At 62.3% G+C, this 25,605-nt stretch carries 29 protein-coding genes and 1 pseudogene; 9 read left to right on the top strand and 21 right to left on the bottom strand.

Features of this window, described 5'->3' with window-relative positions; genetic code table 11:
• Positions 1 to 6: 6 nt before the first annotated feature.
• Together NY78_RS06355 and NY78_RS06350 are read right to left on the bottom strand one after the other, a co-directional pair.
• Positions 7 to 747: an OmpA/MotB family protein gene (locus tag NY78_RS06355; protein WP_043633194.1), complete on the bottom strand. Its 741-nt coding sequence runs from the start codon at positions 745 to 747 to the stop codon at positions 7 to 9.
• Complete coding sequence (locus tag NY78_RS06350; protein ID WP_043633191.1) at positions 737 to 1,492, bottom strand: motility protein A; 756 nt, start codon at positions 1,490 to 1,492, stop codon at positions 737 to 739. The genes NY78_RS06355 and NY78_RS06350 overlap by 11 nt, the downstream gene beginning before the upstream one ends.
• A gap of 110 nt (positions 1,493 to 1,602) precedes the next feature.
• Here NY78_RS06350 and NY78_RS06345 point away from each other — a divergent pair, with 110 nt between their 5' ends.
• The gene (locus NY78_RS06345) at positions 1,603 to 2,427 is read left to right on the top strand and encodes a purine-nucleoside phosphorylase (RefSeq protein ID WP_043633187.1); all 825 of its coding nucleotides are present in this window, start codon (positions 1,603 to 1,605) and stop codon (positions 2,425 to 2,427) included.
• A gap of 320 nt (positions 2,428 to 2,747) precedes the next feature.
• Positions 2,748 to 4,175 (top strand): DUF1254 domain-containing protein, encoded by a 1,428-nt coding sequence (locus tag NY78_RS06340; RefSeq protein WP_043633180.1) that lies wholly within the window; start codon positions 2,748 to 2,750, stop codon positions 4,173 to 4,175.
• A gap of 111 nt (positions 4,176 to 4,286) precedes the next feature.
• Here NY78_RS06340 and NY78_RS06335 read toward each other — a convergent pair whose 3' ends face one another.
• From NY78_RS06335 to NY78_RS06320, 4 genes are read right to left on the bottom strand one after another with little or no spacing between them, the layout of a single operon-like run.
• Entirely contained in the window at positions 4,287 to 4,997 is a 711-nt protein-coding gene (locus tag NY78_RS06335; RefSeq protein WP_043633179.1) for a molybdopterin-dependent oxidoreductase, read from the bottom strand.
• A complete protein-coding gene (locus NY78_RS06330) occupies positions 4,994 to 5,374 on the bottom strand; it encodes a PqqD family protein (RefSeq protein WP_231583798.1) in 381 nt (126 codons plus the stop codon). The genes NY78_RS06335 and NY78_RS06330 overlap by 4 nt, the downstream gene beginning before the upstream one ends.
• 25 nt (positions 5,375 to 5,399) lie before the next feature.
• Positions 5,400 to 6,281, bottom strand: a complete 882-nt coding sequence (locus NY78_RS06325; RefSeq protein ID WP_043633178.1) for a hypothetical protein — start codon at positions 6,279 to 6,281, stop codon at positions 5,400 to 5,402.
• A 51-nt stretch (positions 6,282 to 6,332) separates the two neighbouring features.
• Positions 6,333 to 6,656, bottom strand: coding sequence for a YnfA family protein (locus NY78_RS06320; protein WP_043633506.1), 324 nt, complete (start codon positions 6,654 to 6,656; stop codon positions 6,333 to 6,335).
• Positions 6,657 to 7,304: 648 nt separating this feature from the next.
• Between NY78_RS06320 and NY78_RS06315 the strand changes: the two genes are divergently transcribed.
• The 5 genes and pseudogenes from NY78_RS06315 to NY78_RS06295 all read left to right on the top strand — a co-directional run bounded on the left by NY78_RS06315 (position 7,305) and on the right by NY78_RS06295 (position 11,523).
• A complete protein-coding gene (locus NY78_RS06315; protein WP_043633177.1) occupies positions 7,305 to 8,894 on the top strand; it encodes an ammonium transporter in 1,590 nt (529 codons plus the stop codon).
• Positions 8,895 to 8,908: 14 nt separating this feature from the next.
• Positions 8,909 to 9,247, top strand: coding sequence for a P-II family nitrogen regulator (locus NY78_RS06310; RefSeq protein WP_043633175.1), 339 nt, complete (start codon positions 8,909 to 8,911; stop codon positions 9,245 to 9,247).
• A 96-nt stretch (positions 9,248 to 9,343) separates the two neighbouring features.
• A pseudogene (locus tag NY78_RS25825) lies at positions 9,344 to 9,928 on the top strand (CBS domain-containing protein); the annotation flags it as partial.
• A 94-nt stretch (positions 9,929 to 10,022) separates the two neighbouring features.
• The gene (locus NY78_RS06300) at positions 10,023 to 10,559 is read left to right on the top strand and encodes an HPP family protein (protein WP_043633171.1); all 537 of its coding nucleotides are present in this window, start codon (positions 10,023 to 10,025) and stop codon (positions 10,557 to 10,559) included.
• A 241-nt stretch (positions 10,560 to 10,800) separates the two neighbouring features.
• Positions 10,801 to 11,523 (top strand): acyltransferase, encoded by a 723-nt coding sequence (locus NY78_RS06295; protein ID WP_043633168.1) that lies wholly within the window; start codon positions 10,801 to 10,803, stop codon positions 11,521 to 11,523.
• Between the two features lie 163 nt (positions 11,524 to 11,686).
• On the opposite strand, the gene NY78_RS06290 is transcribed toward NY78_RS06295, so the two are convergent.
• Together NY78_RS06290 and NY78_RS06285 are read right to left on the bottom strand one after the other, a co-directional pair.
• Complete coding sequence (locus NY78_RS06290) at positions 11,687 to 12,226, bottom strand: GNAT family N-acetyltransferase (RefSeq protein ID WP_082139901.1); 540 nt, start codon at positions 12,224 to 12,226, stop codon at positions 11,687 to 11,689.
• Positions 12,226 to 13,032 carry a TrmB family transcriptional regulator gene (locus NY78_RS06285; protein ID WP_043633166.1) on the bottom strand — a complete coding sequence of 269 codons (807 nt, stop codon included), beginning with the start codon at positions 13,030 to 13,032 and terminating at the stop codon, positions 12,226 to 12,228. Before NY78_RS06285 ends, NY78_RS06290 begins: the two co-directional genes overlap by 1 nt.
• Positions 13,033 to 13,278: 246 nt before the next feature.
• Here NY78_RS06285 and NY78_RS06280 point away from each other — a divergent pair, with 246 nt between their 5' ends.
• Positions 13,279 to 13,779, top strand: coding sequence for a YgjV family protein (locus NY78_RS06280; protein ID WP_043633163.1), 501 nt, complete (start codon positions 13,279 to 13,281; stop codon positions 13,777 to 13,779).
• A 132-nt stretch (positions 13,780 to 13,911) separates the two neighbouring features.
• Here the strand turns inward: NY78_RS06280 and NY78_RS06275 are convergent, their stop codons facing one another.
• The 5 genes from NY78_RS06275 to NY78_RS06255 form a co-directional block, all read right to left on the bottom strand.
• Positions 13,912 to 15,351 carry a sensor histidine kinase gene (locus NY78_RS06275; protein WP_043633161.1) on the bottom strand — a complete coding sequence of 480 codons (1,440 nt, stop codon included), beginning with the start codon at positions 15,349 to 15,351 and terminating at the stop codon, positions 13,912 to 13,914.
• Positions 15,352 to 15,655: 304 nt separating this feature from the next.
• Positions 15,656 to 16,363, bottom strand: a complete 708-nt coding sequence (locus NY78_RS06270; RefSeq protein ID WP_231583796.1) for a molybdopterin-guanine dinucleotide biosynthesis protein MobB — start codon at positions 16,361 to 16,363, stop codon at positions 15,656 to 15,658.
• Complete coding sequence (locus NY78_RS06265) at positions 16,360 to 17,088, bottom strand: energy-coupling factor ABC transporter ATP-binding protein (RefSeq protein ID WP_047960058.1); 729 nt, start codon at positions 17,086 to 17,088, stop codon at positions 16,360 to 16,362. The genes NY78_RS06270 and NY78_RS06265 overlap by 4 nt, the downstream gene beginning before the upstream one ends.
• Complete coding sequence (locus NY78_RS06260; RefSeq protein ID WP_043633158.1) at positions 17,085 to 17,780, bottom strand: ABC transporter permease; 696 nt, start codon at positions 17,778 to 17,780, stop codon at positions 17,085 to 17,087. Before NY78_RS06260 ends, NY78_RS06265 begins: the two co-directional genes overlap by 4 nt.
• A 75-nt stretch (positions 17,781 to 17,855) precedes the next feature.
• The gene (locus tag NY78_RS06255) at positions 17,856 to 18,689 is read right to left on the bottom strand and encodes a substrate-binding domain-containing protein (RefSeq protein ID WP_043633155.1); all 834 of its coding nucleotides are present in this window, start codon (positions 18,687 to 18,689) and stop codon (positions 17,856 to 17,858) included.
• A gap of 746 nt (positions 18,690 to 19,435) precedes the next feature.
• Here NY78_RS06255 and NY78_RS06250 point away from each other — a divergent pair.
• On the top strand, positions 19,436 to 20,329 hold the full coding sequence (locus tag NY78_RS06250; protein ID WP_043633152.1) for a flagellin N-terminal helical domain-containing protein: 894 nt from the start codon (positions 19,436 to 19,438) through the stop codon (positions 20,327 to 20,329).
• 214 nt (positions 20,330 to 20,543) lie between these two features.
• Here NY78_RS06250 and NY78_RS06245 read toward each other — a convergent pair whose 3' ends face one another.
• From NY78_RS06245 to map, 8 genes are all read right to left on the bottom strand, one after another.
• On the bottom strand, positions 20,544 to 21,434 hold the full coding sequence (locus NY78_RS06245; RefSeq protein ID WP_043633149.1) for a selenium metabolism-associated LysR family transcriptional regulator: 891 nt from the start codon (positions 21,432 to 21,434) through the stop codon (positions 20,544 to 20,546).
• 84 nt (positions 21,435 to 21,518) lie between these two features.
• The gene (rplQ, locus tag NY78_RS06240) at positions 21,519 to 21,938 is read right to left on the bottom strand and encodes a 50S ribosomal protein L17 (protein ID WP_043633148.1); all 420 of its coding nucleotides are present in this window, start codon (positions 21,936 to 21,938) and stop codon (positions 21,519 to 21,521) included.
• On the bottom strand, positions 21,928 to 22,971 hold the full coding sequence (locus NY78_RS06235) for a DNA-directed RNA polymerase subunit alpha (protein ID WP_043633146.1): 1,044 nt from the start codon (positions 22,969 to 22,971) through the stop codon (positions 21,928 to 21,930). The genes rplQ and NY78_RS06235 overlap by 11 nt, the downstream gene beginning before the upstream one ends.
• Positions 22,972 to 23,002: 31 nt before the next feature.
• Entirely contained in the window at positions 23,003 to 23,629 is a 627-nt protein-coding gene (gene rpsD / locus NY78_RS06230) for a 30S ribosomal protein S4 (RefSeq protein ID WP_043633144.1), read from the bottom strand.
• Positions 23,630 to 23,819: 190 nt separating this feature from the next.
• Positions 23,820 to 24,206 (bottom strand): 30S ribosomal protein S11, encoded by a 387-nt coding sequence (gene rpsK / locus NY78_RS06225; protein ID WP_024825658.1) that lies wholly within the window; start codon positions 24,204 to 24,206, stop codon positions 23,820 to 23,822.
• A gap of 75 nt (positions 24,207 to 24,281) precedes the next feature.
• On the bottom strand, positions 24,282 to 24,653 hold the full coding sequence (gene rpsM / locus NY78_RS06220) for a 30S ribosomal protein S13 (RefSeq protein ID WP_043633143.1): 372 nt from the start codon (positions 24,651 to 24,653) through the stop codon (positions 24,282 to 24,284).
• Positions 24,654 to 24,665: 12 nt separating this feature from the next.
• On the bottom strand, positions 24,666 to 24,779 hold the full coding sequence (gene rpmJ / locus NY78_RS23525) for a 50S ribosomal protein L36 (RefSeq protein WP_015859948.1): 114 nt from the start codon (positions 24,777 to 24,779) through the stop codon (positions 24,666 to 24,668).
• A 58-nt stretch (positions 24,780 to 24,837) separates the two neighbouring features.
• A complete protein-coding gene (map, locus tag NY78_RS06215; RefSeq protein ID WP_043633141.1) occupies positions 24,838 to 25,605 on the bottom strand; it encodes a type I methionyl aminopeptidase in 768 nt (255 codons plus the stop codon).

The following is a 25,605-nucleotide window of genomic DNA, read 5'->3' as shown; positions in this document are numbered from 1 at the left end:
CGCCTCCTATTCGCCGATCCAGCGTTCCAACACAAACTCCACGCGTTGATTCCTGGCCCGGTGATCGGGGGTGTCGTTGGGGTAGAGGGGTTCTAAATCAGCTAATCCGGTGGCTGTCAATCGGTTGGGGGCCATCCCCAGGGAGACGAGATAGCGCAAAACGGCAACTGCCCGTAACGACGAGATTTCCCAGTTGTCCCGAAACCGGCTGCCGCCTCCCGGCGGGGCGTCATCGGTGAACCCCCGGATATTGATCCGTTCGCCGGAGGTTTTAATGAGAAATTCAAACATGGTGCGAATTCTGGCCTTGCCCTCGTCGGTGAGATCCACGCCATCCTTGGGGAACAGCACGCCGGCCGGGAAATTGACTGTGATCTTACCAGCTTCCAGGGTGGCCGCAACAACGCCCTCAAGCCCTTTGCTGGACACGAAGGAGCGGAACTGGTCGTAGACGCGCCGCTGCTCGCCGATAATGCGCTGCTTGATCTTGGCCTGTTCCACCAGCACATTCATGTCGCCGGAGGAAATCGGAGCCATGGTCGCGCCGCTGTCCTTGCCGCCCAACGCCGACTTGACCGAGGACACCGATTCCGAAAATTTCTTCGAGTCGACGCTGGACATGGAAAAAAGCAAAATAAAAAAGCTCATCAACAACATGGACATGTCTGCCAGGGAAATGAGCCAGTGATGGGACGGCCCGGATTCCTCGCGCTCTTCCCCCAGGGCGTCGTAGTCGTCATCGGCCATAATGGCGGTCCTTGGGCGGTACGAAAGAAGAGAGCTTTTCGTAAACCAGACGGGGGTTGTTGTTCTCCAGGATGCACTTGGCCCCTTCGAAGATGATTTCAAGCTGGAGCGTCTCGTTAAGCGTTCTGGAGCGGAGTTTGCCGGCCACGGGCAGGAAAAAGAGGTTGCACAACAGCGCCCCGTAGAAGGTGGCCGTGATGGCCACGGCCATGGCCGGCCCCAGACTCTTGGGGTCATCAAGGCGGGAGAACATTTGGACCAGACCAATCAAGGTGCCGACCAGTCCGAAAGCCGGGGCGTACCCGGCCAGAGACTTGAACACCGCCTCGCCCACGGCGTGGCGCTGCTTCATGGAACCGATCTCGATACGCAAGGTCTCACGGATGAGACTTGGGTTGGCGTTGTCGGCAATGAGCTGGCAGGCTTTTTTCAGGATGGCGTTGTCGGTCTGGATGTTCTCCAGGGCGATCAGGCCCTCGCGGCGACTGATCTCGGCGATGCGCACCATCATGTCGACCACTTCGGCGTCACGGACTTTGCGCGAGGAAAAAATCTGCAGCATGGCCGAGAAGGCCTGAAAGACTTCCTGAAAGGGATAGGTGACGCAAATGGAAGCCAACGAGCCGCCAAAAACGATCATGATGGCATGTATGTTCAGAAAAGGGCCAAGCGTACCGCCCATAAAAATGGCGCCAAGCACCATGAAAATGCCTACGATCAGGCCAAGAAAAGTGGCAATATCCATGGATCCGTCCGTATTGGCGGGGTATTTATGTAACGGCGTCGACGGAAAAGGCATCCCTTTCCCGAGACGCCGGTCCCATGCTACGACGGCAGGCAACGGGGGTTATTCTTATGTATTATAACGATGATGTAAAGCGCGCCACCGAAGCGGCGGCCTCGCGGCTCGGGTCGATCCCGGCGCAGTGCGTGGGCCTGGTGTCCGGCACGGGCCTTGGCGGCATCGCCGCCGCCCTGGCCGACCGCCGGGAAATCGCCACCGCAGACCTTCCGGGCTTTCCCCGGTCCACGGCCCCAAGCCATGCCGGCCTTCTGGCCCTGGGACGGATCGAATCCAAACCGGTGCTGCTCCTCTCCGGCCGGCTGCATCTGTACGAAGGCCACTCCCCCAGCGACGTGGCCTCCGGCGTGCGCCTGCTGGCCGGACTGGGCGTCAAGACCCTGGTGCTGACCAACGCCGCCGGGGCCCTCGATCCCCACTTCGCCGCCGGCGGCCTCATGCGCATCACCGATCACATCAACCTGACCGGGAAAAACCCCCTGACCGGCCCCAACGACGACGGAGCCGGACCGCGTTTCCCGGACATGAGCCAGGCCTACAGCCGACGCCTGGGCGAGCTTGCCGACGCCAAGGCCCTGGAACTGGGCATCCGGCTGGAACGCGGCGTCTACGCCGGGGTGGCCGGGCCAAGCCTGGAAACGCCGGCCGAAACCCGGATGCTGCGCCTGCTTGGAGCCGATGCGGTCGGCATGTCCACCGTGACCGAGGTCATCGCCGCCCGACATCTGGGCCTTTCCGTGCTGGCCATCTCCTGCCTGACCAACCTCAATCTGCCCGACTGCATGGCCGAAACCACCCTGGAAGCCGTCATCGCCACGGCCAAACAAGCCGAAGGCAACCTGACGCGGCTACTGACCTCCGTTATTCCAGCATGTTAGGAAAGGAAAAAGAAGAGAAGACGCCTCCGGCGGCCGGGGGCCCAGGCCCCCGGACCCCCAACCGGAAGAAGCTCTTTCGGGGGTTCGCGGCGCTGGCGGCACTCTGGGTCGCTTCAGAAAACGGGAAATGAAACGCGCTCAGAAATACTTCTCTCGCAATGACAACGTCTTGAGGGGTCCCCTGACCGGCGTTCGGCAACCCACCGTTCTTGCGACTTGTTGTCGAGTTGGAATTATACTAATTCCTCTGTAATCATGAGAAGCACGTCGTTGGTATTCACCGTGAGTTGGCCCCAGCCGAATAAAGGAGACCCAATTTCATGAAAACCACACTGCCGAAGGTCCTTCTGAGCACGATGCTTGTGCTCGCGTTGCTCCCTCTCCTTACAGCCCACGCGGACATAGGCCTCACTTCATCCGAAATTGAGGCCATCGCCGAGGAAGGCTTCATCTACGGTCTCCCTATCGTCATGAACTATGGGGTGATGAACGAATACGTCGTCAACCGCGATTCCGGCCAGTTCAAGGCCCCGTTCAACCACATCAAAAACGAGGCGCGCGTCTTCACCTACAAAGACACTGCGATCATCACGCCAAACAGCGACACGCCTTACTCGTTGCTGTGGCTCGACCTACGGGCGGAGCCAATTGTCCTGTCCGTTCCCGCTGTGGAAAAGGGCCGTTACTACTCGGTGATGCTTGAGGACGGCAACACATTCATTTACGGCTACATCGGAAGCCGCGCCACCGGGTCCGAAGCGGGCGACTATATGGTTGTCGGCCCAGGCTGGAAGGGAGAGACCCCGAAAGGGATCAAGAAAGTTTTTCACTCCACCACCCAATTCTCGCTGGTGGCCTACCGCACCCAGCTCTTCAATCCGCAAGACATGCCAAACGTGGTGAAAGTCCAGTCCGGTTACGGCGTGAAACCGCTCTCCGCGTTCCTCGGCCAGCCAGCCCCCGGCCGGGCGCCGAAGATCGATTTCCCGAAGTTCAGCAAAGAAATGGTGAAAACGAAATTTTTCGACTACCTGGATTTCTCGCTCCAATTCGCGCCTGCCGGTCCCGAGGAAAAGGAAATTCGCGCGAAGCTCGCCAAGATCGGAGTTGGCTCGGGCAAGACCTTCAACTTTGACGCGCTCTCTTTAGAGCAAAAGAAAGCAATGGCGGCAGGCATGGAGGACGGCAAAGCCAAAATCGCAGAATACCTCAAGACGCAGCTGATTCGGTTAAATGGCTGGGAGCTCAGCAACTTTTTTGGGGATCGCGCCTTTTTCAACGGCGATTGGCTGAAACGCGCTGCAGGGGCGCAAGCGGGAATCTATGGCAACGAGTCCATCGAAGCCGCCTATCCGCTGGCCACAAGACTGGCCGACGGCTCGCCGCTCGATGGAAGCAAGAGCAACTACACGCTCACCTTTCCGGCCAATGAATTCCCGCCGGTAAACGCCTTCTGGTCGGTGACCATGTACGACGGCCAGACCCAGTTTCTGATCAAGAACAAGATCAACCGCTACCTGATCAATTCGCCGATGCTGCCGGACTTGAAAAAGAACGCCGATGGATCGTTGACGCTCTACATTCAAAAGGACAGCCCGGGAGCCGAAAAAGAAAGCAACTGGCTCCCTGCCCCCGATGGTCCGATCTACCTCGCCATGCGCCTCTACTGGCCGCGCGTGGAGTCCCCGACGATCCTGCCGATCGGCAAGGGCGACTGGAAGCCGCCGGTTATCGTGCAGAGCAAGTAATCAAAGCACAATCGGTGGCGGCGGGCGCTGCAATGTCCCACGAGCCCCCCTCCCGGCAAAGGCCCGGTCATCCGTCAAACCCGATGGAGAACCGGGCCTTTGCTCCTCCCGTCAACGCGTACGCGGGTCTTTTTGGCGCAGGCGGTCGGGGGGCACGGGGGCGATGCGGTCGTAAACGTCGTTGGCCCGGGTCCACCAGCCGTCCACCGGCTTGGCGGCGAACTCCAGGCGCGTGACGAACTTGATGGACTTGTAGGCCAGGTCATAGGGCGAAAGGAGCCGCAGCGGTGCGCCATGGGCCAGAGGCAGGGGTGCGCCTCCCAGGTTCAGGGCCAGCAGGCAGTCCATGGCCGGGTGCAGCAGATCGGCCAGGGGCAGGCATTCGACATAATGGTCAAGGCCCTCGGGCCGGGATCGGGTCCGGCCCAGGGCGTGAAAGATCACGTAGCGCGCCTCGGGTTTGGGACCAACCAGCGCGGCAATGGTCGCCGGGCGCACCCCGCTCCAGGCCAGATCGGCCACGGACCAGCCCTCGACGCAGTGGAAATCCACGGTCTGGGAGACCTGGGGCAAAGCGCCAAGGGCGGCATAATCCAGGCTGGCCGGACGATCCACCAGCCCGTCCACGGTCAGAACGTAGGGGTTGGCCGCCCCGCCCTGGCGCACAAGTCCGGTTGCGGCATCAAAGGTGAAATCCTCGATCTCCACCGTGCGCGTCGGCAGCGCGGCAATGAAATAAGCCCAGGCCCGGGCCGGCAGATGCCCCACGGCAACGGCGGCTCCAAGCAGTTTGAGCGCCAGTCGTCTGGTGATGCGCGTCATGGTCGGGCTCCCCGCTTTCCGGTCCCGGGTTCGGCAAATCCCACCGCTCCCCGGCGACCGAGTTGGCGCAAAAATTCCGCTACCGCCAGTCGGGCCTCATTGGCGTCCAAGCCGTAGCGGGCGGCCAGGGCGGCGGCAATTTCCCCCACCGTCGCCCGGCCGTTGATGTGTTGCCACACAAACGTGCCCACGGCGTCGAGTTCCACGGTTTTTCGCAGTACCCGGCCGTCCCAGGCTCCGAACCGCTTGGCCAGCCCGGCCAGGGCCGGTCGCACGGACACGGGCACGGACAGGCGCACCAGCCCGTCCGACGTGCTGCTTTGCTCCACGTCGCGGCTGGCAACCGGGGCCAGGGCCATGGCCGCATCCCGGCTCATGACCGGGACCGGAGGTTTTTTCGATCTAAAGGGAAACACAGCGCCCCGCTGTTTCGGCCAGCCAGCCGGCATCGATGGGTTTGGGACCGGAGGCTGCCGCGCCAAGGAGCTTGTCCACGGTCGTGTCGTGACGCAGCACGGCCAGCCGGGCCGGCCGGCCCAAGGCCCGGGCGATGCGGGACACCCAGCCCGTGTCCTGGCGTTCGGCCAGCCACACGGCCGGAGACCGGCCCATGGAGGCCGTGGTTGCGCCGGCGTCGGCCTCGAAACCGAAGGTCTGGGCCGCCAGCCGGGGCAGCTCGCTGCGGGCCAGCAACACCTCGGCCGGAGCCAGCCGCACGACGTCCAGGCGGTTGCGCCCTTTGGCAAAAGTCAGGCTGAAGCGGCCCGGGACGAACTGAAAGGCGGAAAGCAGGTAGTCCGGCGGCGGCACATAGGCCAGACCATAGAGGGCAAAGGCCGGCGGTCCGGGTTCGTGATGGGCCAGGCTGCCCAGCACGGCGGCGATTTCCGCCACCCGGGCGGGACTTGGCCCGTCCGGGCCGCCGTAGCCTTGAAAGATGGCGGCCAGACCACAGTCCGGACAAAACAGCGCAGCCCCGCAGCCGGCGTGCTGCCCGGTGGTCCAGGTGATGGGCATGGATTCAAAATCGGCCAGCCGGCGCGTCCAGGCCGTTGGCAGGGCCTCGGCCTGTCTGGCCCGGCCCTTGGGCGTCATGGCCCGAAAGGCGGATTCCATGCCTTCCCGGCCGGCGTTTCGCCGCCATTTGAGTTCAAAGGCCGGACCGCTGCCGTCTTCAAAGAGCAGATAGCCAAGCCCCAGACGGGTCGGCCGCCAGTCCGCCGGCACCTGCAGGCGGACGCCGTTCCAGGCCACCGGCGTGACAGAAGTCGTATCGGGCGTCATGGCCGCAGTCTAGGCCATGGACCGGCCCGGGGCAAGGGACGCAGCGACAGCTTAGCGCGGAGCCAGGAGGATGAGGGCGCTGCCGGCCAGACACAGGGCCGCGCCGGCCAGATCAAAGCGGTCCGGGGACTGCCCCTCGACAACATGCATCCAGACCAGGGAGGCCAGGATGTAGATGCCGCCGTAGGCGGCGAAGATGCGTCCGGCCGCAGCGGCCTCCACCCGGGTGAGCGCCAGGGCGAAGGCGGCCAGGGAGGCCAGTCCGGGCACAATCCACCAGGGCGAACGGCCAAGGCGCAGCCAGGCGTAGAAGGCGTAGCAGCCGGCGATTTCGCCCACAGCGGCCAGCGCATACCAGAATGCGGTGCGAACCATGGCGTCAGGCTGCGCTGTACAGACAAAAATGTCCAGCATCCTTTCCAGGAAGGATTGCCGGACCGGCCGCCGACAAACCACGCCGGACAACTGCGTCACAACCCGCGTTTGCAGGCCAGCCACCGGCGGGAGGCGGCGCTTAATGCGGCAAACAGCGTCCGGGAGCCTGCGTTGCCGTGACGCACGGCAGCCGACGGTGTCCGGACAGAGCAAAAGGGTGCGATCGTTCTTTATGCGCTCCAATGGGGACAATCGCAAGAATTAACAATAACGACAACATTACTAACTTGAAATGTTACAAAAACCTGTCTTTGCGCTACTGAAGGCGGGCGTCTGGCATTGAAAATTGTTCACAGTTCCTGACTGCGACACACTTGACACCAAACTGTACGACAAAAATGTAGCAAACCCTGGATTTCTCCGAAAGTCACGCGCAGGAATCAAGAAAATCGTTTTATTACAGGCCATTTTAAACGTGGCCCCAACATTGCAAGATCCTTTACAGACACAACAACGCAATAGTCCCCGGAGGCCCCCCATGTTTACTCCCTTCGATTCCTCCTAACCGGTCCGGCGACACGCCGCGTGGCGGCAATCGGTGCATAGCCGACGCTCCTGTCGGTAGAACCCCAGGCTTCGGAGAGAAACATGAAAAAAGGCATCCTCACACTGCTTCTGGCCCTCTTTGTAACCACGCTGGCCCTGCCGCTGACGGCACTGGCCGACGACGCCGCAACGCCGCCTCCGGCTTCCGATCCCTCCGGCGCGTCTATCGGCACTGCCGCCGACGTCATCGGCGCCACGGCGGGCGCGCCCACCAAGGAAGAGATGGAAGCGCTGTCCCCCAAGGAACCCCTGGCCGCCAAACTGGCCGACGTCGTCGGCCATAACCGCATCGCCATCAACATGGTCTGGACGCTCATTTGCGGCTTCCTGGTCATGTTCATGCAGGCCGGCTTCGCTTTGGCTGAAACAGGCTTTACCCGGGCCAAAAACGCCGGCCACACCATGGCCATGAACATGATGGTCTACGGCATCGGCATGCTCGGCTACTGGATCTGCGGCTTTGCCCTGCAGATGGGCGGCGTAGGCGGCGTGGCCACCCTCGGCGGTGCCCAGGCCCTGGCCAACGAGTTCACCATCACTATCGGCGGCAACGAGTTCGGCCTGTTCGGCACCACCGGCTTTTTCCTGTCCGGCGTGTCCTATGATGCCGTCATCTTCTCGGTGTTCCTGTTCCAGATGGTCTTCATGGACACCACCGCCACCATCCCCACCGGCACCATGGCCGAGCGCTGGACCTTTAAGTCCTTCGTCATCTACGCCTTCTTCATCTCCATGTTCGTCTATCCCCTCTACGCCAACTGGGTCTGGGGCGGCGGCTGGCTGTCGGTTCTGGGCAAGATGTACGCCCTGGGCCACGGCGTGGTGGACTTCGCCGGTTCCTCGGTAGTGCACATGACCGGCGGCGTGGCCTCCCTGGCCGGCGGCATCGTGCTTGGGCCGCGTCTTGGCAAATACCGTGAAGACGGCACCCCGGTGGCCATCCCCGGCCACCACATCCCCATGGCCGTGGCCGGCTGCTTCATCCTGGCCTTCGGCTGGTTCGGCTTCAACGCCGGCTCCACCCTGGCCGGCGGCGACCTGCGCATCGGCGTCATTGCCGTCAACACCATGCTGGCCTCGGCCGCCGGCGCGTTCAGCTCCATGCTCTACATGTGGACCTTCTACGGCAAGCCCGACATCTCCATGTCCGCCAACGGCCTGCTGGCCGGTCTGGTGGCCATCACCGCCCCCTGCGCCTTCGTCAACTCTGTCTCGGCCGTGATCATCGGCGGGATTGCCGGCCTGCTGCTGTGTGTCAGCGTCTTTTTTGTCGAGCGCACCCTCAAGGTTGACGATCCGGTCGGCGCCATCTCGGTCCACGGCGTCAACGGCGCTTTCGGCCTGCTGTGCGTTGGCCTTTTCGCCGACGGCACCTACGGCGACGCCTTAAACGGCGTGGCCGGCGGCGTCACCGGCCTGTTCTACGGCGACGGCAGCCAGCTTATGGCCCAGTTGATCGGCATCATCACTAACTTTGTGTTTGTCTTTATCGTCATGTATGCCTTCTTCAAGGTGCTGAACATGATCATTCCCATTCGTGTGAAGCCTGAACACGAGCTGGAAGGATTGGATCAGCATGAAGTGGCCGTGTCTGCCTATCCGGAATTCGTCCTGCAGAAAACCCATCGTTAAGCACGGGGAATCCCATGAAAAAAATTGAAGCTATCATCAAGCCGTTCAAGCTCGACGAAGTCAAAGACGCCCTGGACGCGCTTGGCGTGCATGGCCTGACCGTCACCGAAGTCCGCGGCTACGGCCGCCAGAAGGGACATGTCGAGGCCTACCGCGGCATTGAGTATCAGGTGCAGTTCAACGCCAAGGTGAAAATCGAAGTGGTCGTGGCCGACGGTATGGCCGAGAAGGTTGTGGCCGCCATCCGCGAAACGGCCAACACCGGGGCCATCGGCGACGGCAAGATCTTCATCTATTCCCTGGAAGGCGTGGTGCGCATCCGCACCGGAGAAACCGGCGACGCGGCCATCTAGCGCCCAAGCGCCCCTGTGAAAACGCAAAGGGAACGCCGGCAACGGCGTTCCCTTTTTGCATCTGCCCCACCCCGCCTGGAGAGCTTGACTTAGGTCATGGACTGCGCGCCGCCCGCCGGGCAGACTGCCCCCCAAGGAGGACGCACCATGCCAACCGACCACTCCCCGGCCCGGCCCCCGGCTATGGATGCCATGGACGTCGAAGACATTCTGGACGCCATGCGCCGTTTGGGCGGCTATGTGGATATTTCCCCGGCCGACGCCCTGGCCCTGTACCGGCTGGCCTACGCCCACGCCAGTGCCCGACTGGCCCGCGACGTCCCTGTGGCCGAGATCATGACCCGCGACGTCGCGGTGGTCGCGCCCGGAGCCACAGCCCGGGAGGCCGCCCGAATCATGGCCGCCGCCGGCGTTTCGGGACTGCCGGTCGTCTCCGGCCGGACAGTGGTCGGCGTCGTATCAGTCAAGGATCTGCTGCGCCTGCTCGCTCTGCCCGGCGACGCCAGCCCGGCCGCCCTGGCCGCCCGGCTTCTGGCCCCGGCCGATTGCTCGGCCCCAGCGCCGGCCCCGCCTCCGGGCGACGCCCCGGTCTCGGCCCTCATGACCAGCCCGGCCGTGGTCATCGGCCCGGACACGCCGCGCAGCCAGGCGGCGGCCCTCATGGCCGCGAAAGGCTGCAACCGCCTGCCTGTGGTCGACGCCAACGGCCTGTGCGGCCTGGTCAGCCGGGCCGATGTGGTCGGTTCCTGCCGGGGGCGCCCGGGGAGTGCGGCTTATGAACTTTTTTGCCAAAATGCGCGGGGCCGGGACCAGCCCGCCCCGGGTCGGCGCGGCGGAAATCGTCTGGTCGTTTCTCGGGGCCGCAGGCGGCATCGGGGCGGTTGCCTGGCTGCACCAGCGCGTGGCCGATCCAGCCGGCCTGACCATGCTGCTCGGCTCCTTCGGGGCCTCGGCGGTGCTCCTCTACGGCGCGCCCAAAAGCCCGCTGGCCCAGCCGCGAAACCTGATCGGCGGCCATGTCGTTTCGGCTCTGGTCGGGGTCAGCGTCGGGCTGGCCGTGCCGGGACCCCAGTGGCTGGTCTGCGCCCTGGCCGTGGCGTTGGCCATTGCCCTCATGCACGCCACCGGCACCCTCCATCCCCCGGGCGGAGCCACGGCCCTTATCGCGGTCAGCGGCGGCCCCAAGATTGCCGCCCTGGGCTATCTTTACGTGCTGTTTCCGGTGCTCTCCGGGGCGCTGGTCATGCTGGCCGTGGCCCTTGTCGCGGTCAACGCCGCCCCGACCCGCCGCTATCCCGAATACTGGCTGTAACGGCCTGCTGCAGCATGGCGCGCACGTCCAACGGCGCGGGCTTGTCCCTGCCCGCGCCGGCGGCCTGCGCCCGGCGTCACGGCAGCCATTCGGGCCCAGACACGGCCGATGGACCCAATCCCCACGCTGCCTTGAGACGAATCTGGCGCGGGCGGAATTTTTCCTCTACAGGGGAAAGGACAGGCTGCACCAAAGCCGCAGTACCCGGACTGGCTGCAACAGCAGATCGGAGGGAGAGACAATGGCGACGTGGTTTTCAACCCGCCTGCGGCAGGTGGAGGAGCTTTTGGAGCATATTGACCAGCCGGAGGCTGTTGTCGATATCATGGCCATCCTGGAGGCCGCGCCCATTGAACTCAATACGGTCTGTCGCCTCCACCTGTATGCCGAGACCCTGCCCATGGCCCAGCAATGCCCGCTCACCCTGGCGCAACGGCATATGCACTTCCTGTGGGACGCCTTTGACAAACTCCCGCTGAGTCTGGTGGTCCCCTTCTCGATCCCCTTTCGCCGCCTGCTGGCGCGTCGGCTGTTCGCCGCATGCGGCGCGGCCTTTACCGCAGAAGAGAATGTGCGTTTCAATTTCGCCCCGCTGCTTCGTGTTGGCGACGGCGTCTTTATCAACCGCAACGTCTTTCTCGACACCAAGGGCGGCATCACTCTCGGGCATGGCGTGGCTTTGGCCGAAGATGTGCGGATCATCACCCACACCCATGGCGAAGCGTCGCATATTGAGCGGATCTACAAACCGGTTGCGGTGGGGGATTACGCCAAGGTTTACTCCGGGGCCATGTTGTTTCCCGGCGTGACCGTCGGCCGACAAGCCATTGTTGCCGCCGGTTCCCTGGTTGTCCACGACGTGCCGGAGAACATGGTGGTGGCTGGCCGGCCGGCAAAGATTTTGCGCGAGCGCCGCACCGACGGCAAAGAAGGCGAGGCGCTCGACCACATCTGGTTATTTTAGGATTGGATGGGACGCCGGAAGCCGTGACGGGCAGCAATAAATAGGTTGGCTGTGGGTCAGGGCCGGCCTGAGGCCAAAGCCCACCCCAGGCAGGGAGGGTCCGGGAGGGGGTTACCCCCTCCCGGCCGCCGGAGGCACTCTTCCCCCTCCTCCCCTCTCCCGCTTACAACTCAAGCTCCAGGCGCAGGTTGTCGCGCAGTACGGTGTAGCGGTCGTCGGGCACCCGCTCGGTCACCCGGAACCCGGCTTTTTCATAGAGCCGGCGCGAGGCGGGCAGACCGTCCACGGTCCAGAGAAAGACCTTGGCCAGGCCCTGCTCCCGGCACCAGGCGAGCGCCTCGGCCAACAGCGCCTTGCCGGCCCCGCAGCCGTGGCAGTCCGGGTCGACGATGAAAAAACGCAGCTGTGCCCCCTCGGGCAACCGGCGGCGGCCGTAGATGGCAATGGTCCCGATACAGCGGCCATCTTGGTTGGCCGAGAGCAGCAGATCAAAGCGCTCGTCGTAGCCTTCCATAAATTCGCCGAACTCCCGGGCAATGAGCGACTCAAACGGCGCACCTGACCCCCAGGCCTCGGCGTAGTAGCGGCCATGGAGTTCCGCAGCCCGGCCGATCACTCCGGGGAGGTAGCCTCGATGGATGTGAAATTCCGCATCGGACGGGGCACGCCCGGCCTCCTCACAACGACTTGCGGCAAACGACATCAGGCACCTCCAGGATAGGGCTTGGCCCCGGCCCAAAGCTGCTCAAAGGCCAGATTGAGCATGGCGGCCACACCCCGGTTATGGATGACCACGGCCGTAAAACTCGGCGGCCCTCCGGCCGGGTCCTGCATGGACAACAGCACGGTCTCGTCGTCAAAGGCCTGCATCTTGAGGGGCAGGACTTCGGCCAACCGCACCTCGAGGCCCTGGCCGCACAGGGAGTCGAGCAATGGGGCAAAGCCCGGCTCGGCCACGGTGGCGGCATCGCACAGCGCCCGGTAGGCCAGCCCCCGGCCCAGCGGCGCTTCCATAAAGGTCTTGTTCTGATCGTTGGATAAAATCATGGGCCGGGTGATGCAGGAATGGACCCGGTGGGCAGCGCCCCGGGCCAGGGCCAAGGCCCGGTGGGCGATGCGGGTGGGGCCGGTGAGCACCTCGGCATAGGCCAGGGGATCGCTTTGGCCGCGTCCGCCGGCAAAAATCGGGGCCAGGGCCAGGGTCAGCCGGGCCGCCGCCGCCTCGGCCTCCAGGCGTTGCCGGGCAAGCTGGGCCGTCCGTTCCCCGGCCAACAACTCCAGGGCAATGGCCGGAGCCACAGCGGCGTACACGCGCGGCGAACCGTCCCGGGCCAGACACAGCCCCTTGGCCGTAAGCGAGGCCAGCACGTCATAGACCCGCTGCCGGGGGATGGCCCCCCGGGCCGCCACCTCGGCCGGGGCCAGTTCGGGCCGGCCAAGCAGGGCCAGATAGGCTGCGGCTTCGTAGCTGGTCAGACCGAGGACCGCCAATTCCTGGGCTTCGATCATGTGTCACCACCTCCTCGTGGTGACAATCTGGCTAACACCACTATAAAGTGGTGTCAACCGCCGCCGGCTTGCCAATGCCGGGCCAGAGGCGTAAGGCCGCTCCTGGTCCGGCACGATGACAACCAGTTGCCGGGCGCAGCGAGACTTGGACCAGGAGCGTCGGCCGCCTGCCCCCCTTCGGCCTTCCTGTCCGGGGCATGTCCAGCGCCAACAAGGCCACGTTCCGGTCCGCAAAGGAACCCCCGCATGGATTTTCTCTCCCCGGCCCAGATCGTCGGCTACCTGGCCTTTATCCTGGGCGTGACCGCCTTTGCCCAACGCATCGACTGGAAACTCAAGACCTTGGTGGCCGTGGAATGTCTGGCCTATACCGTACATTTTGCCATGCTCGGCAATGGCACGGCCTCGTCTTCCGCAGCCTTGTCAGCGGTGCGGATGTTTGCCTCGCTCAAAACGCGTTCGCCCTCTCTGGCGGCGTTCTTTCTGGCCGCCAACATTGGCCTGGGCCTGTGGCTGGCCCATTCCTGGACCGCCTCGTTCTCCATCGCCGCCGGCTGCCTGGGCACGGTCGGGGCCTTTTTCATGACCGGCATCCGGCTGCGGGCGCTGCTCTTTTTGGCCACCCTGTGCTGGCTCTCCAACAACATCGCCTCGGGCTCCATCGGCGGCACCCTGCTGGAATCGATCATCGCCGTGGTCAACGGCACGACCATGTGGCGGTTGTGGCGGCAGGGACGGGTCCGCTAGACGCCCGGATGCATCGGCCAGCGGACAGGCCACGCGAGGCTGTGGCCCGGCGCAACGGCCGGGGGCAAGGAGGCCAAGAACAGGCGCGGCCGGGAAAGGGGTGAAAGCAGCTGGAAGCGGCGGACCAGACGGTCAGATGACCGGGTCCATGGGCAGGACGAAGAAGAAATTGTTGCCGAGATCGGTGGCCTCGTACCCTTCCACGCCGCCGTGCAGGCGTACCACTTCGCGGATGAAGTACAGGCCGTGGCCGGTGCCGTATTCGCCAGAGGCGTTTTCACCGCGCACGCCCTCTTCGAACAGATGGGCGGCGGTCTCGGGCGGGATGGCCGGGCCGGAGGTGAAGACGTTGAGTTTGATGCCGTCGCGGCCGGGGCCGAAGAAATTGGCCTTGCGCTCCCAGCCAAAGGAAATGAAACGCCGGCGCTGCCCCGAGGCCGGATCAACGACCTCGCGGGTGTATTTGACGGCATTGGAAAAGAGGTTGGCATAGACCTGACTGACCAGACCGATGTCCACCACCACTTCGATTTCCTGGTCCGGCACGCCGCCAAGGGACGTGTCAATCTCGATGCCGCGCTCTTCGAACCGGGGCCGGTAGCGTTCGAGCTGGAGGTCGATGACCTGCTTTTTGAAGTTGCAGGCCCGCTTTTCCAGCACGTACCGCCCTTCTTCGAAGTGCGACCGTCGCAACAACGTCTCCAGAAAGAGGCTCGTCTGCTCGTAATGGGTGAGGATCTGGCGGTACTGGTCCATGAGTCCTTCATGGATGTAGCCCAGGTCGCGCAGGAGCTTCTCCTTGGTGGCCGGCAACTCCTCTTCCGGCAAGGCATCTGTCTCGAAAAACTGTTTAAGCTTCCATTCGAAGAATTTGAGCAGATCGATCTTGGAGCGCAGCCGCTTATAGTAGAGCTTGAAGTAGATATTGGGAACAATGACGTTGTGCCCGATATCTTTGACAAGACTTCTGATGAACTGGAGATGCTCCTTGTTCTTGTTGGCCAGAATGCGGTTATGGAGCTGGAAGCCGAAACGATTGGCGTAGCGCTCGAAAAAAAGCCGGTCATGCTCGGAAAGCTGGCTGACCGGATAGATTTCCAACATGCCGAACACATCTTCCCGGGGGGTGAACGGCAACTGGGAAATCAGTTCGTGATTGCCCTTGATGGGGATAAAGAGCCTGTCGTCGCGGACAATGCTCTTCTGGGCAAAGGGCAGATCGCCCACTTCTCCGGCATCGCTGTCCATGCACTGGTAGGCGCAGCGGCGGATCGCGCCACTTTTGCTGTCGAGCACGTACAGATTGCACTCGATATCGAAAAACAACTTGGGGATCAGCAGACAGACCGCGTACAGATGCTCGAGCTGGGGAAACTCCTGGGCCAGATCGAAGAAGACATTGAGCGCGATGCTTTGCTTGGCCGTGAAATTGTAGGCGTCGTAATCATCCATCTTCTGATGGATGCGCCGGGCCACGACGTCAATGACCTGCCTGTCCAGCAGAGCAGGGTCCACGGCAGCGCCGAGGTCAAAGCCCATACTGGAATCATCGGCGTCCCAGGCGCTGGTCATTGCGGCCCCTCCCGGATGCAGTTTCCCTCTCAATACCCGTGAAGCAGGCCGAAGACAACACGAACCACTGTTTGTCGGCACGAGAATAGTCCAGGCTGCCCGGACAGGCCGCCCCGGCCAATGTCGCGGGACGACGGGAAACACCACCACCGCGGGGCACGGCGCCCCGCCATCGGGGACTGGCCGGCCAGCGCAGTCGCCGCGCCGCCACGCCTGCGCCTCCAGGAGGCGCCGCGCCCAGGCCGGATACTGACTGTCGACAGCCGGGGTTTCCAGGCGCTGCGCCAGGCCTCCGGCCGGAAGTTCAGTCGATGTGGATGTCGATGGGCCCCGGGCCGAAGCCCTTGAGTTGGGACGCCAGCCCCCGGATGCCCGAGGCCAGGATGCGCTCGACAAAAGGATTGAGCGTCAGCGGCCGGCCGCCCACGGTGATGGCCAGCGACACGTGGCGGGTGGCGCAGTCCTCGGGCGTGGCCCGACCGGCCATGATGTCGGCCGCAAGGGCAGCGCAACTGTCGCGCTCACAAGCCCCGCAGTCCAGGCCCGGCAGCACGAAGCCCCGCTCCAGAACCAGGGCAGCCAGTTCTTCAATGGATGCGACCTGGGGCAGCCCCGGGGCGCGCACCGGACCGAAGGTGGCCAGCACCAGCGCGGGGTCGGACAGCTCGCCGGCCTCGGCCGGATCGCGCAGCACCAGCACCCGGGGGGCAACCGCATGTTCCCGCCCGCCTTCCATGACCAGCACGTCGCCATCGAGCATGGCCAGCATATCGGAAATTTTGCGCGGATCGTTCCAGAAAAGCGCGCTCTCCCGGCCGGCAATGGCCCCGACCGTCCGGCAATGGGCCAAAAACTGGTCGGTGTCGGTATCTTCCTTATCGATGCCGGGATTGTGGGTGCACTTGAGGGCACAGGGCGCATGGCCAAGGGACACCAGCTGTTGCAGCAGGGACCGGCACAGCGTGGTCTTCCCGGACTTCTTGAAACCAAGGACCGAAACGCCTCGCATCATGACTCGCTCCTGTTGCTGTCTCTACACTGGGATTCGTCGGTGAACTGGGGCGACCGGGGGTGTCCGCCCTCCAGGATCGGCTGGGCAATGCCGCCGTCGCGCAGCCAGAGGATGTCGTCGCAGATGGCCCGCAACCAGGTATGGTCGTGGCCGCTTATCACCAGGGTCGTGCCGTGCTCTTCCCGGGCGGCGACCACGGCCCGGCGGACCAGTTCGGCGCTGTCGCGGTCGAGATTGGCCGTGGGTTCGTCAAGCAACAGCACCCGGGGATGCAGGGCCAGACGGGCCGCCAGGGCCACGCGCTTGACCTCGCCGCCGGACAGCTGATGCCACATGCGCCCGGCAAAGCGTCCGGGGTCAAGCCCGACCAGAGCCAGGGCCGCGTCCACCCGGGCGCGCACGTCGGTTTCGCCCCGTACCGAAAGCCCGTAGCCCACGTTGGCCCGCACCGACCGCTTGAGCAGATACGGCTCCTGGGGAAAGCAGGTCACCTCGCCGCGCAGGACGTATTCCCGGCCAACCGTCGGCTCTCCCTGGTAGCGAATCAGGCCTTCGGCCGGAAATTCAAGAAAAGCCAACAGGCGAAGCAAGGTGGATTTGCCGCCGCCGTTGGGTCCGGCCAACCCCAGGATGACGCCCTCGGCAATGCTCAGGTCGCGTATGCGCAACACCTCGCGTTCGCCGTAGCGCTGCACCACGCCGTCAAGCTCGTAGAGGGCGCTCATGCCACGGCCCGCCGGCGAAAGGCCGAAGCCGCCAGATTGACGGCAAAGGCGATAAGCATAAGCACGATCCCAAGGGCGATGCCGGTTGCGAACTCGCCCTTGCCCGTTTCCAGGGCAATGGCCGTGGTAATGGTCCGGGTGGACCACTTGATGTTGCCGCCAAGCATCATGGAGATCCCGATTTCGGAAAAGATGCGGCCAAAGGCGGCCGTGGCTGCCAGGAGCAGGCCGAACCGGGCCTCGCCGAGGGTGGCGAAAAAGACCTGCCGCGGCCCGGCCCCCAGGGTGAGGAGCGTCGGACGCAGCCGGCTGTCCAGATTCTCCACGGCCTGGGCGGTCAGGGCGATGACGATGGGCAACCCGAGGATGGTCAGGCCGATAGCCATGCCCGAGACGGTAAAGAGCAGTCCGAGTTCACCCAGAGGCCCGCGCCTGGAAATGAAGGCATAGACCACAAGCCCGATGACCACGGTGGGGAAGGAAAGAAAGGTTTCGACAACCAGACGGATGGTCCGCTTGCCGGGAAAATCCGTATAGCCGAGGAAAAAGCCGGCCGGCGCGCCCAGGATCAAGGTGGCGGCCATGGCTTCAAGCGTTACAATCAGGGTGGTCCAGACTGCGGAAAAGGTTTCCGGATCGCCTCCGAAAAGCAGCCCAAGCGCCTGTTGCAGTCCATCCAGAATATAGTTCATGCCCTAGTCCCCGTCCCGGCTGCGCCGGAGTTTCCTGATGCAGCCGGGACGGCCGGTTGTATTTCGCCGAACGGCTTACTTCGCGGCGTTGGGGGTAAAGAGCTTCTTGCCCTTCAGCGCGAAATCGCCCACGACCTTCTGGCCCTTGGCCGAGGCCAGCCAGTTGTTGAACGTTTCGGCGTCCTTGATCTTGACCTTGGGGCACTGGGCCGGATTGACCGGAATGACGCTGTACTGGTTGAGCAACGGCTTGTCGCCTTCAACCAACACCACCAGCGCCGGTTTGCCCTTGGCCAGATCTTCATACGCAATGTAGGTTCCCCGGTCCACCAGGGTGTAGCCCTTGCGTTCGCCGGCCATGTTGAGCGTGGCCATCATGCCTTGCCCGGCCGACACATACCAGCTTTCCTTGTCCGGCAGGGACATCGAAGCACCCTTCCACAGGGATTGTTCCATCTTGTGGGTTCCGGAATCGTCGCCGCGGCTGATGAAAGGCGCTTTGGCGGCAGCAATGGCGGCCAGGGCTTCGCCGGCCGTTTTGCCCTTGATCTTGGCCGGGTCGGCAGCCGGGCCGACAAGGACGAAGTCATTATACATGACTTCGGTGCGCTTGGTGCCGTGGCCCTCTTCCACGAACTTTTTCTCCGCTGCGGGAGCATGGACCAGAAGCACATCCACGTCGCAGTTCTTGCCGTGTTCCAGGGCCTTGCCTGTGCCCACGGCCACCCATTTGAGCTCGATGCCGGTGTCCTTTTTGAAGGCCTCGCCCAGCACCGGCAACAAGCCGGTATCATCCGTGCTTGTGGTGGTGGCCATCATCAACGTCTCGCCGGCAGCCAAGGCCTGTCCGGCCACCAGCATGGTCAGGGCCAGGGCCAGCAGCAACCGGCCGATAAGTTTTGAACGCATCGCTTCCTCCTCTGTTAGACTTGACTTAACATAACAAGAACTATGACATATTCATGGACAGTAGGCAATCAGGCCAGCCGGAGCAACAATGGTTCTCGTCAAGGTCAAACGCCGCATGGGGCGGCCCCGCCGCTTTTCCCGTCTTCTCTTGCCGAACTTCCGCCCGCCGCTTTGGCCGCGTCCTCGGGCAAAGCACCCCCCCCCCGGTGGGAGTCCAAAGGGGGCTACCCCTTTGGCCGCCGGTTCTCTTCCGCCTTTTCTCACCTGGCCCCGGCCGCCGGAGCAACAAACTTCAGGCTGGATCAAAAAAAAATTCGACCGCGCCTAATGGGTTTTTTAAAGCGTCCGATAGGAGTGATGACAAAGCAATTTTTTGATCCTTTCACGTGCATGACTGCAATGAATCTCTAACCCACTCAAATACCACAGCCACAGCGAAACAAAAAACCGAGCAACCGGCCTGAAATGGCGGTTGCTCGGTTTTTTTAGGCCAAAATTTTGAGAAAAATAAAAATTATTTGACTAAAGGGTTTTCACCATGGGCCGATAAGTGGGTCAAAGCAGCAGCGAATGAAAGCAAAGCCGCTTACAAGATTTACCGGCATAGGAGGCTTACCATACAATCATTAATACGGAGCAGGTCGGCGAAAGCCATAGACCGATAATCAACACCCCATGCTACCGGCGACCCTCTCGCCACCATGGGAAACCAGCTGGATGCACAAACTTTTCACGGAGGAAAAGCCATGTCACTCGTTATCAATCACAATATGATGGCCATGAATGCGTCGCGCAACCTTTCAAACTCTTACGGCCAGCTCGCTACTTCGACGTCCCGACTGTCTTCCGGTCTTCGTATCAATACCGCTGCTGACGACGCGGCCGGTTTGGCCATTCGCGAACTCATGCGCTCCGATATTGCCTCCATCAACCAAGGTGTCCGCAACGCCAACGACGCCATTTCGATGATTCAGACCGCAGACGGCGCGCTTCAGGTCGTCGACGAAAAGCTCATCCGCATGAAGGAACTGGCCGAACAGGCTTCCACCGGTACCTACACCTCGGATCAGCGTCTGATCATCGACTCGGAATACCAGGCCATGGCTTCGGAAATTACCCGAATCGCCAATGCCACGGATTTCAACGGCATCTACCTGCTCAACGGCAACCTTTCCGGGAGCACCCACAGCGGCGCCGGTCTGAACGCCACAGGCAAGCTCAAGGTGCATTTCGGTTCCGGCAACAACTCGGCCGAAGACTACTACTACGTCCAGATCGGCACCTCCACTGCTTCGGCCCTTGGTGTTGGCATCGGCGCGAGCAGCTCGGCGAAGGGACGCAGCATTTCCACCCAGGAACTGGCTCAGAAGTCCCTGGACGCGATCAAGAGCGCCATTGTCTCCAAGGATAAGATCCGCGCCAACCTGGGTGCTCTGCAGAACCGGCTGGAAAACACCATCTCCAACCTGCAGATCCAGGGTGAAAACCTGCAGGCCGCTGAATCGCAGATCTCGGACGTGGATGTGGCCACGGAAATGACCCAGTTCGTCCGTGAACAGATCCTGACCCAGTCCGCCATTGCCATGCTCTCCCAGGCCAACTCCCTGCCCAAGATGGCTATGCAGCTGATCGGCGGTTAATAAAAACCGCGACACAGCCAGACTGACCGCAACACACAAGGCCTGTCCCGGAATCCCGGGGCAGGCCTTGTATTGTTGCTCAGGAGGCAGTGTCGCGAAAAAGCCCTCTTGCGGTGGAAGAGCCGTGAACAGGCGCCAGCCCTAATCGCACTGGGCGGCATACGCTTTACTGACTGCCCCGGGCACAGTGGACGGCCTTGAAAAAGCGGAAAAATCAGACGCAGCCGCAGGTCTTGAGGAAATAGCGCAAGGCTGGAAAGAGGTAGCGCTTGCCGTGATGGACCACGTAAAAACTTCGGCGCATATCCAGTCCAGGCACATCCAGGCCAACCACCCCGCCCCGTTCCAGATAGGAGCGGGCCGCCAGCGTGGAAACAGCGGCTACGCCCAGGCCAGCTTCGACGCACTCCAGCACGGCCAGGGAGGTGTGGACAACAAGGACCGGGGCAATCATACGCATTTCAATGCCGGCCCTGGCCAAGGCGGCGTCCAGGGTCTGCCGCGTTCCCGATCCCTGTTCCCGCATGATCCAGGGCAGTTGACTCAACCGGTCCTGCCAGCCAGGCCCGTCCAGGCTGACAGGCGGGAGATTGGTTGGGGCTACCAACACCAGGGAATCGTCGAGAAACGGCAGACTGACCAGTTCCGGATAGGGTGCGGGCGCGCCAATAATGCCCACATGGACGGTCCCTTCGGCCACCTTTTGGGCGATTTCGCTGGTGTCGCCGCCGGTCAGGTCAAGGCGCACCTCGGGATAGGCGGCAGCATACCGGGCAATGAGCCTTGGGATGATGTAGTGGGCGGGAATGGTGCTGCCGCCGATCACCAGTTCCCCGGCCACCCGCTGGGACAAAGCCATGATGTCGGCCTTGGCGTGGTCGAGCTGGGTGAAAATGGTGGTGCAATACCGATACAGCACGTCCCCGGCCTGGGTCGGCAGGACCGTGCGCCCGAGCCGGTCGAAGAGCTGGGTGTCGAGTTCATCTTCCAGAGCGGAGATATGCGCGCTGATGGTCGGCTGGGACAGCAACAGCTCTTCGCCAGCCCTGGAGAAACTGCGCAACTCATATACTTTGGCAAAGGCGTGAAGCCTGCGTACATCCATAACTCGGATATGCCCTATAGATAAAAGCTATATGTTTTCCCAAAAAAAAAGCAGGGCCGGATGGCCCTGCTTGTGATGCGGGAATTAAGCCTCGGCAGGAGCAGCCTGGGCTCCTTCGGCCTTGGGAGCGGCTGCGGTTTCGCCAGCCTGTTTGGTCAACTCAATGACGGCCATGGGGGCGCAGTCGCCGGCCCGGGGCAATCCCATCTTGACCACGCGGGTGAACCCGCCGGGCTGGCCCTGAAAACGGGGACCAATCTCGTCAAAGAGGCGGGCCACGAGCTGGTGGTTTTCAAGAACCTTGTAGGCCATGCGGCGAGCGTGCACGCTGTCGGTCTGGGCCAGGGTCACAAGGTTTTCAACAACGCCGCGAAGTTCCTTGGCCTTGTGTTCGGTGGTGCGGATCCGCTCGTGGACCAGCAGCGAACGGGCCATATTGCGCAGCATGGCTTTACGGTGAGCGGCGGTCCTGCCAAGTTTGCGTCCGGATTTTTTATGTCTCATCGGCCTGCTTCCTCTTCAGCCATTCCTGGTATTTTTGCTCAAAGTTCTCGATGCGCATTCCGAATTCGAGTCCCATATCTTCCAGAACCCGGCGGATTTCCTCAAGGGATTTCTTGCCGAAGTTCTTGGTTTTGAGCATCTCGTGTTCGGTTTTCTGCATCAACTCGCCAACGGTCTGGATGTTGGCGGACTTGAGGCAGTTGGTGGCGCGCACCGAAAGCTCAAGCTCATCAATGCTCTTAAAGAGGCTGGGATTGAGCTCGATGTCGTCACGACGTCGATTCTTCTCCGCCTCGGATTCCTTTTCGTCGAAATTGATGAAGACCGTGAGCTGATCCTTGAGGATCTTGGCGCTGTAGGAAATGGCGTCCTCGGGGGCAATGGAGCCGTCCGTGGTGACTTCCAGCACGAGCTTGTCATAGTTGGTCATCTGACCGACACGGGCCTGCTCGATGGTGTAGGCCACCTTCTTGACAGGCGAGAAGCTCGCATCGAGGAGAATCAGGCCGATTTCGGATTCGAGCCCTTCATGCACGTCAGCCGGGACGTAGCCCTTGCCCATGCGCACTTCGAGATCGATGCGAAAATCGCGGTCTTCGGAAAGCGTGGCGATCAGCACGTCTTCGCTCAAAACGGAGACGTTATGGTTGCCCTGGATGGCGCTGGCCCGAACTTCGCCCTTTTCCTTGGCGAACAGGGTAAGCCGCTGGGGCTCGTCGGTGGCCATGGCCAGCCGGACCTGCTTGAGGTTGAGGATGATCTCAGTGACATCCTCAATGACTCCCGGAATAGTGGAGAATTCGTGCTGCACGCCCTCGATGCGGGCGGCGACAATGGCCGCGCCCTGCAGGGACGACAGGAGGACACGACGCAGGGCGTTGCCAAGCGTCGTGCCGAACCCGCGTTCCAGGGGCTCGCACACGAACCGTCCGAACATATTGGTGGAAGTGGAGTCCTTTTCCAGGACTTCGGGCTTCACCAGTTCGGTCCAGTTGCGGGAGTTGATGAGCCTTTGGCCGTTACGAGTCAACATGGCGTCACCTTAGGCAAAGGGTCTTTGCCGATTACTTGGAGTAAAGCTCAACGATGAGCTGCTCGTTGATCGGGAACTGCACGTCCTCGCGGGTGGGCAGCGCGATGACTTTGCCCTTGAGCTTGTCGCCTTCCACTTCGAGCCAAGCCGGGCAACCACGGCGGGCGATGACCTGCTGGGCTTCCTGGATAATGGGGGACTGCCGGTTGCGCTCGCGAACTTCAAGCACGTCGCCGACTTTGACCTGCAGCGAAGGGATGTTCACGCGGCGGCCGTTCAGGGTAAAGAGGCCGTGACGCACGAGCTGGCGGGCCTGGGCGCGCGAGGTGGCGAAGCCGAGGCGGTAGATCGTGTTGTCCAGACGGCGCTCCAGGGAGGAGAGCAGGTTTTCGCCGGTGACGCCCTTCTTCATGTCGGCGCGCTTGAAGTAGTCGCGGAACTGTTCTTCAAGAATGCCGTACATTTTACGGGTCTTTTGCTTCTCGCGCAGCTGGACGGCGTAATCGCTCATCTTTTTGCGGATGCGGCCGTGCTGTCCAGGGGCGTAGGGGCGGCGCTCGTAGGCGCACTTATCGGTGTAACAGCGATCGCCCTTCAAAAACAGCTTGGCCCCTTCCCGGCGGCAAATCCGGCATTTCGCTTCAGTATAACGTGCCAAGGTCGTTCCTCCTCGATGTACCGCAGGGCAACCGGTCGAGTCCGGGGGTGTGTTCCCTGCGGGTGTCCGATCCTCCGGCGCAGTGCGCGCCGGGTGGGACCGAATAATGATCCAGGCCTCGGAGAGAGGCCTGGTCGTAAAATACCGCTATGCCGCCAAGCGGCCAAAGCCGCTGGCCAATCGTCCCAACCTAGACACGACGCCGCTTGGGCGGACGGCATCCATTGTGGGGGATGGGCGTAATGTCGCGGATGAAGCTGATCTTGAAACCAGCGTTGTGGATGGCGCGCATGGCGGCCTCCCGGCCGGAGCCGGGTCCCTTGACCAGAACACCCACAGTGCGCATCCCGTTTTCCTGGGCCTTGCGCGCGGCGTTCTCGGCGGCAACCTGGGCGGCAAACGGGGTGGACTTGCGCGACCCCTTGAAGCCTGCCCCACCGGAGGTGGCCCAGCTGACCACGTTGCCCTTCTGATCGGTGAAGGTCACGATGGTATTGTTGAACGTGGCCTGAATGTGGGCGACGCCCACGGGAATGTTCTTGCGTTCCTTTTTGCCGGTGCGGCGTGGCTTCGCCATACGCGTATCTCCAAAAAGCCCTGTTCGGGCATGTTGCCGTGTTGTCTGCGGCGCGAGGCGCGCGCCAGCAGAAGGTTACTTCTTCTTCTTGGCCATCACGCCGCGACGCGGCCCCTTGCGGGTACGCGAATTGGTGTGGGTGCGCTGTCCGCGGCAGGGAAGCCCGCGACGGTGACGCAAACCACGGTAGCAGCCGATGTCCATGAGGCGTTTGATGCTGGCGGTGACTTCACGCCGCAGATCGCCCTCGACCTTGTGGTTGGCTTCAATTTCCTTACGGATGGTGTTGGTTTCCTCGGAAGTCAGGGCATCGGAATTTTTCGTCCAATCAACACCGGTGACTTCGAGAATGCGCAGAGCCGTAGTCCGGCCGATGCCGAAGATGTAGGTCAGCGCAATATCCATCCGCTTATTTTTGGGAAGGTCGACTCCCGCGATTCTGGCCACGACGTTCCTCCGTTATCCCTGACGCTGCTTGTGCCGGGGGTTATCGCAGATCACCCGCACAACGCCGTGACGCCGGATGATTTTGCACTTAGGACAAAGCTTTTTCACCGAAGGTCTAACTTTCATGTCGTCTCTCCGTCTCCTGGCGACGGAAACGACCGATGCCGCCCGGGCACCGGTCGCGTCATTCAGCCAGGCTTAAAATCCGAGGACCGTTTTTGGTCACAGCCACCGTATGCTCGAAATGCGCGGACAGGCTGCGGTCCTTGGTCACGGCTGTCCAATTATCGGACAGAACCTCGACGTCAGGCCCGCCTGCCGTCACCATGGGTTCGATGGCGAGCACCATTCCCGGGAGCAGCGGGATGCGGGGAGCGTCCTTGGGCTCGAAATTGGGAATTTCGGGCTTTTCATGGAGCTTTCTCCCGATGCCGTGACCAACGAACCGTCTTACTACACTTAGGCCATGGCCTTCAACATGTTTTTGCACGGCCCGCGAAATGTCATAGAGGTCATTGCCGGCTTTGGCCTCGGCGATGCCCTTGGCCAGGGATTCCTGCGTCACCTGTAAAAGCGCCGCCTGATCGCTGTTGATGGTCCCGACCGGAACCGTCGTGGCCGCATCCCCGTAAAAACCGTCATAGACCACGCCCATGTCAAAACTGACTAAATCCCCTTCCACCAGCACGCGTTCAGAAGGGAACCCATGGACAACCTCTTCATTGACCGAACAACACAGTGCAAACGGAAACCCATACATACCGAGAAAACCAGGCTTGACCTTGAAGTCCGCACAGCGCTTACGCGCCAACGCTTCAAAAACCTTTGTTTGCACTCCCGGTTTGACCGCTTCCGACAAATCGCGCAGGATCACTGCCACGATGCGGCAGGCTTCCCGCATGGAAGCCAGCTCAAGGTCGTTTTTGAGGAAGATTCCCCTGACCTTTTTCAA

The organism is Desulfovibrio sp. TomC (genome assembly GCF_000801335.2).
Lineage (GTDB): Bacteria > Desulfobacterota > Desulfovibrionia > Desulfovibrionales > Desulfovibrionaceae > Solidesulfovibrio.
The sequence above is the reverse complement of the archived record's forward strand: the minus strand, read 5'-3'. Positions and strand labels throughout refer to the sequence as shown.

Coding starts and splice junctions, on each gene's coding strand:
- rpsK (WP_024825658.1), bottom strand. CDS start 24,206: ATGGCGAAGCCACGCCGCACCGGCAAAAAGGAACGCAAGAACATTCCC.
- NY78_RS06320 (WP_043633506.1), bottom strand. CDS start 6,656: ATGGTTCGCACCGCATTCTGGTATGCGCTGGCCGCTGTGGGCGAAATC.
- NY78_RS06315 (WP_043633177.1), top strand. CDS start 7,305: ATGAAAAAAGGCATCCTCACACTGCTTCTGGCCCTCTTTGTAACCACG.
- NY78_RS06280 (WP_043633163.1), top strand. CDS start 13,279: ATGGATTTTCTCTCCCCGGCCCAGATCGTCGGCTACCTGGCCTTTATC.
- NY78_RS06245 (WP_043633149.1), bottom strand. CDS start 21,434: ATGGATGTACGCAGGCTTCACGCCTTTGCCAAAGTATATGAGTTGCGC.
- NY78_RS06340 (WP_043633180.1), top strand. CDS start 2,748: ATGAAAACCACACTGCCGAAGGTCCTTCTGAGCACGATGCTTGTGCTC.
- NY78_RS06235 (WP_043633146.1), bottom strand. CDS start 22,971: ATGTTGACTCGTAACGGCCAAAGGCTCATCAACTCCCGCAACTGGACC.
- NY78_RS06255 (WP_043633155.1), bottom strand. CDS start 18,689: ATGCGTTCAAAACTTATCGGCCGGTTGCTGCTGGCCCTGGCCCTGACC.
- NY78_RS06345 (WP_043633187.1), top strand. CDS start 1,603: ATGTATTATAACGATGATGTAAAGCGCGCCACCGAAGCGGCGGCCTCG.
- NY78_RS06250 (WP_043633152.1), top strand. CDS start 19,436: ATGTCACTCGTTATCAATCACAATATGATGGCCATGAATGCGTCGCGC.
- rplQ (WP_043633148.1), bottom strand. CDS start 21,938: ATGAGACATAAAAAATCCGGACGCAAACTTGGCAGGACCGCCGCTCAC.
- NY78_RS06300 (WP_043633171.1), top strand. CDS start 10,023: ATGAACTTTTTTGCCAAAATGCGCGGGGCCGGGACCAGCCCGCCCCGG.
- NY78_RS06310 (WP_043633175.1), top strand. CDS start 8,909: ATGAAAAAAATTGAAGCTATCATCAAGCCGTTCAAGCTCGACGAAGTC.
- NY78_RS06350 (WP_043633191.1), bottom strand. CDS start 1,492: ATGGATATTGCCACTTTTCTTGGCCTGATCGTAGGCATTTTCATGGTG.
- NY78_RS06330 (WP_231583798.1), bottom strand. CDS start 5,374: ATGAGCCGGGATGCGGCCATGGCCCTGGCCCCGGTTGCCAGCCGCGAC.
- NY78_RS06275 (WP_043633161.1), bottom strand. CDS start 15,351: ATGACCAGCGCCTGGGACGCCGATGATTCCAGTATGGGCTTTGACCTC.
- NY78_RS06295 (WP_043633168.1), top strand. CDS start 10,801: ATGGCGACGTGGTTTTCAACCCGCCTGCGGCAGGTGGAGGAGCTTTTG.
- NY78_RS06270 (WP_231583796.1), bottom strand. CDS start 16,363: ATGATGCGAGGCGTTTCGGTCCTTGGTTTCAAGAAGTCCGGGAAGACC.
- NY78_RS06290 (WP_082139901.1), bottom strand. CDS start 12,226: ATGTCGTTTGCCGCAAGTCGTTGTGAGGAGGCCGGGCGTGCCCCGTCC.
- NY78_RS06355 (WP_043633194.1), bottom strand. CDS start 747: ATGGCCGATGACGACTACGACGCCCTGGGGGAAGAGCGCGAGGAATCC.
- NY78_RS06285 (WP_043633166.1), bottom strand. CDS start 13,032: ATGATCGAAGCCCAGGAATTGGCGGTCCTCGGTCTGACCAGCTACGAA.
- NY78_RS06325 (WP_043633178.1), bottom strand. CDS start 6,281: ATGACGCCCGATACGACTTCTGTCACGCCGGTGGCCTGGAACGGCGTC.
- NY78_RS06335 (WP_043633179.1), bottom strand. CDS start 4,997: ATGACGCGCATCACCAGACGACTGGCGCTCAAACTGCTTGGAGCCGCC.
- NY78_RS06260 (WP_043633158.1), bottom strand. CDS start 17,780: ATGAACTATATTCTGGATGGACTGCAACAGGCGCTTGGGCTGCTTTTC.
- rpmJ (WP_015859948.1), bottom strand. CDS start 24,779: ATGAAAGTTAGACCTTCGGTGAAAAAGCTTTGTCCTAAGTGCAAAATC.
- NY78_RS06265 (WP_047960058.1), bottom strand. CDS start 17,088: ATGAGCGCCCTCTACGAGCTTGACGGCGTGGTGCAGCGCTACGGCGAA.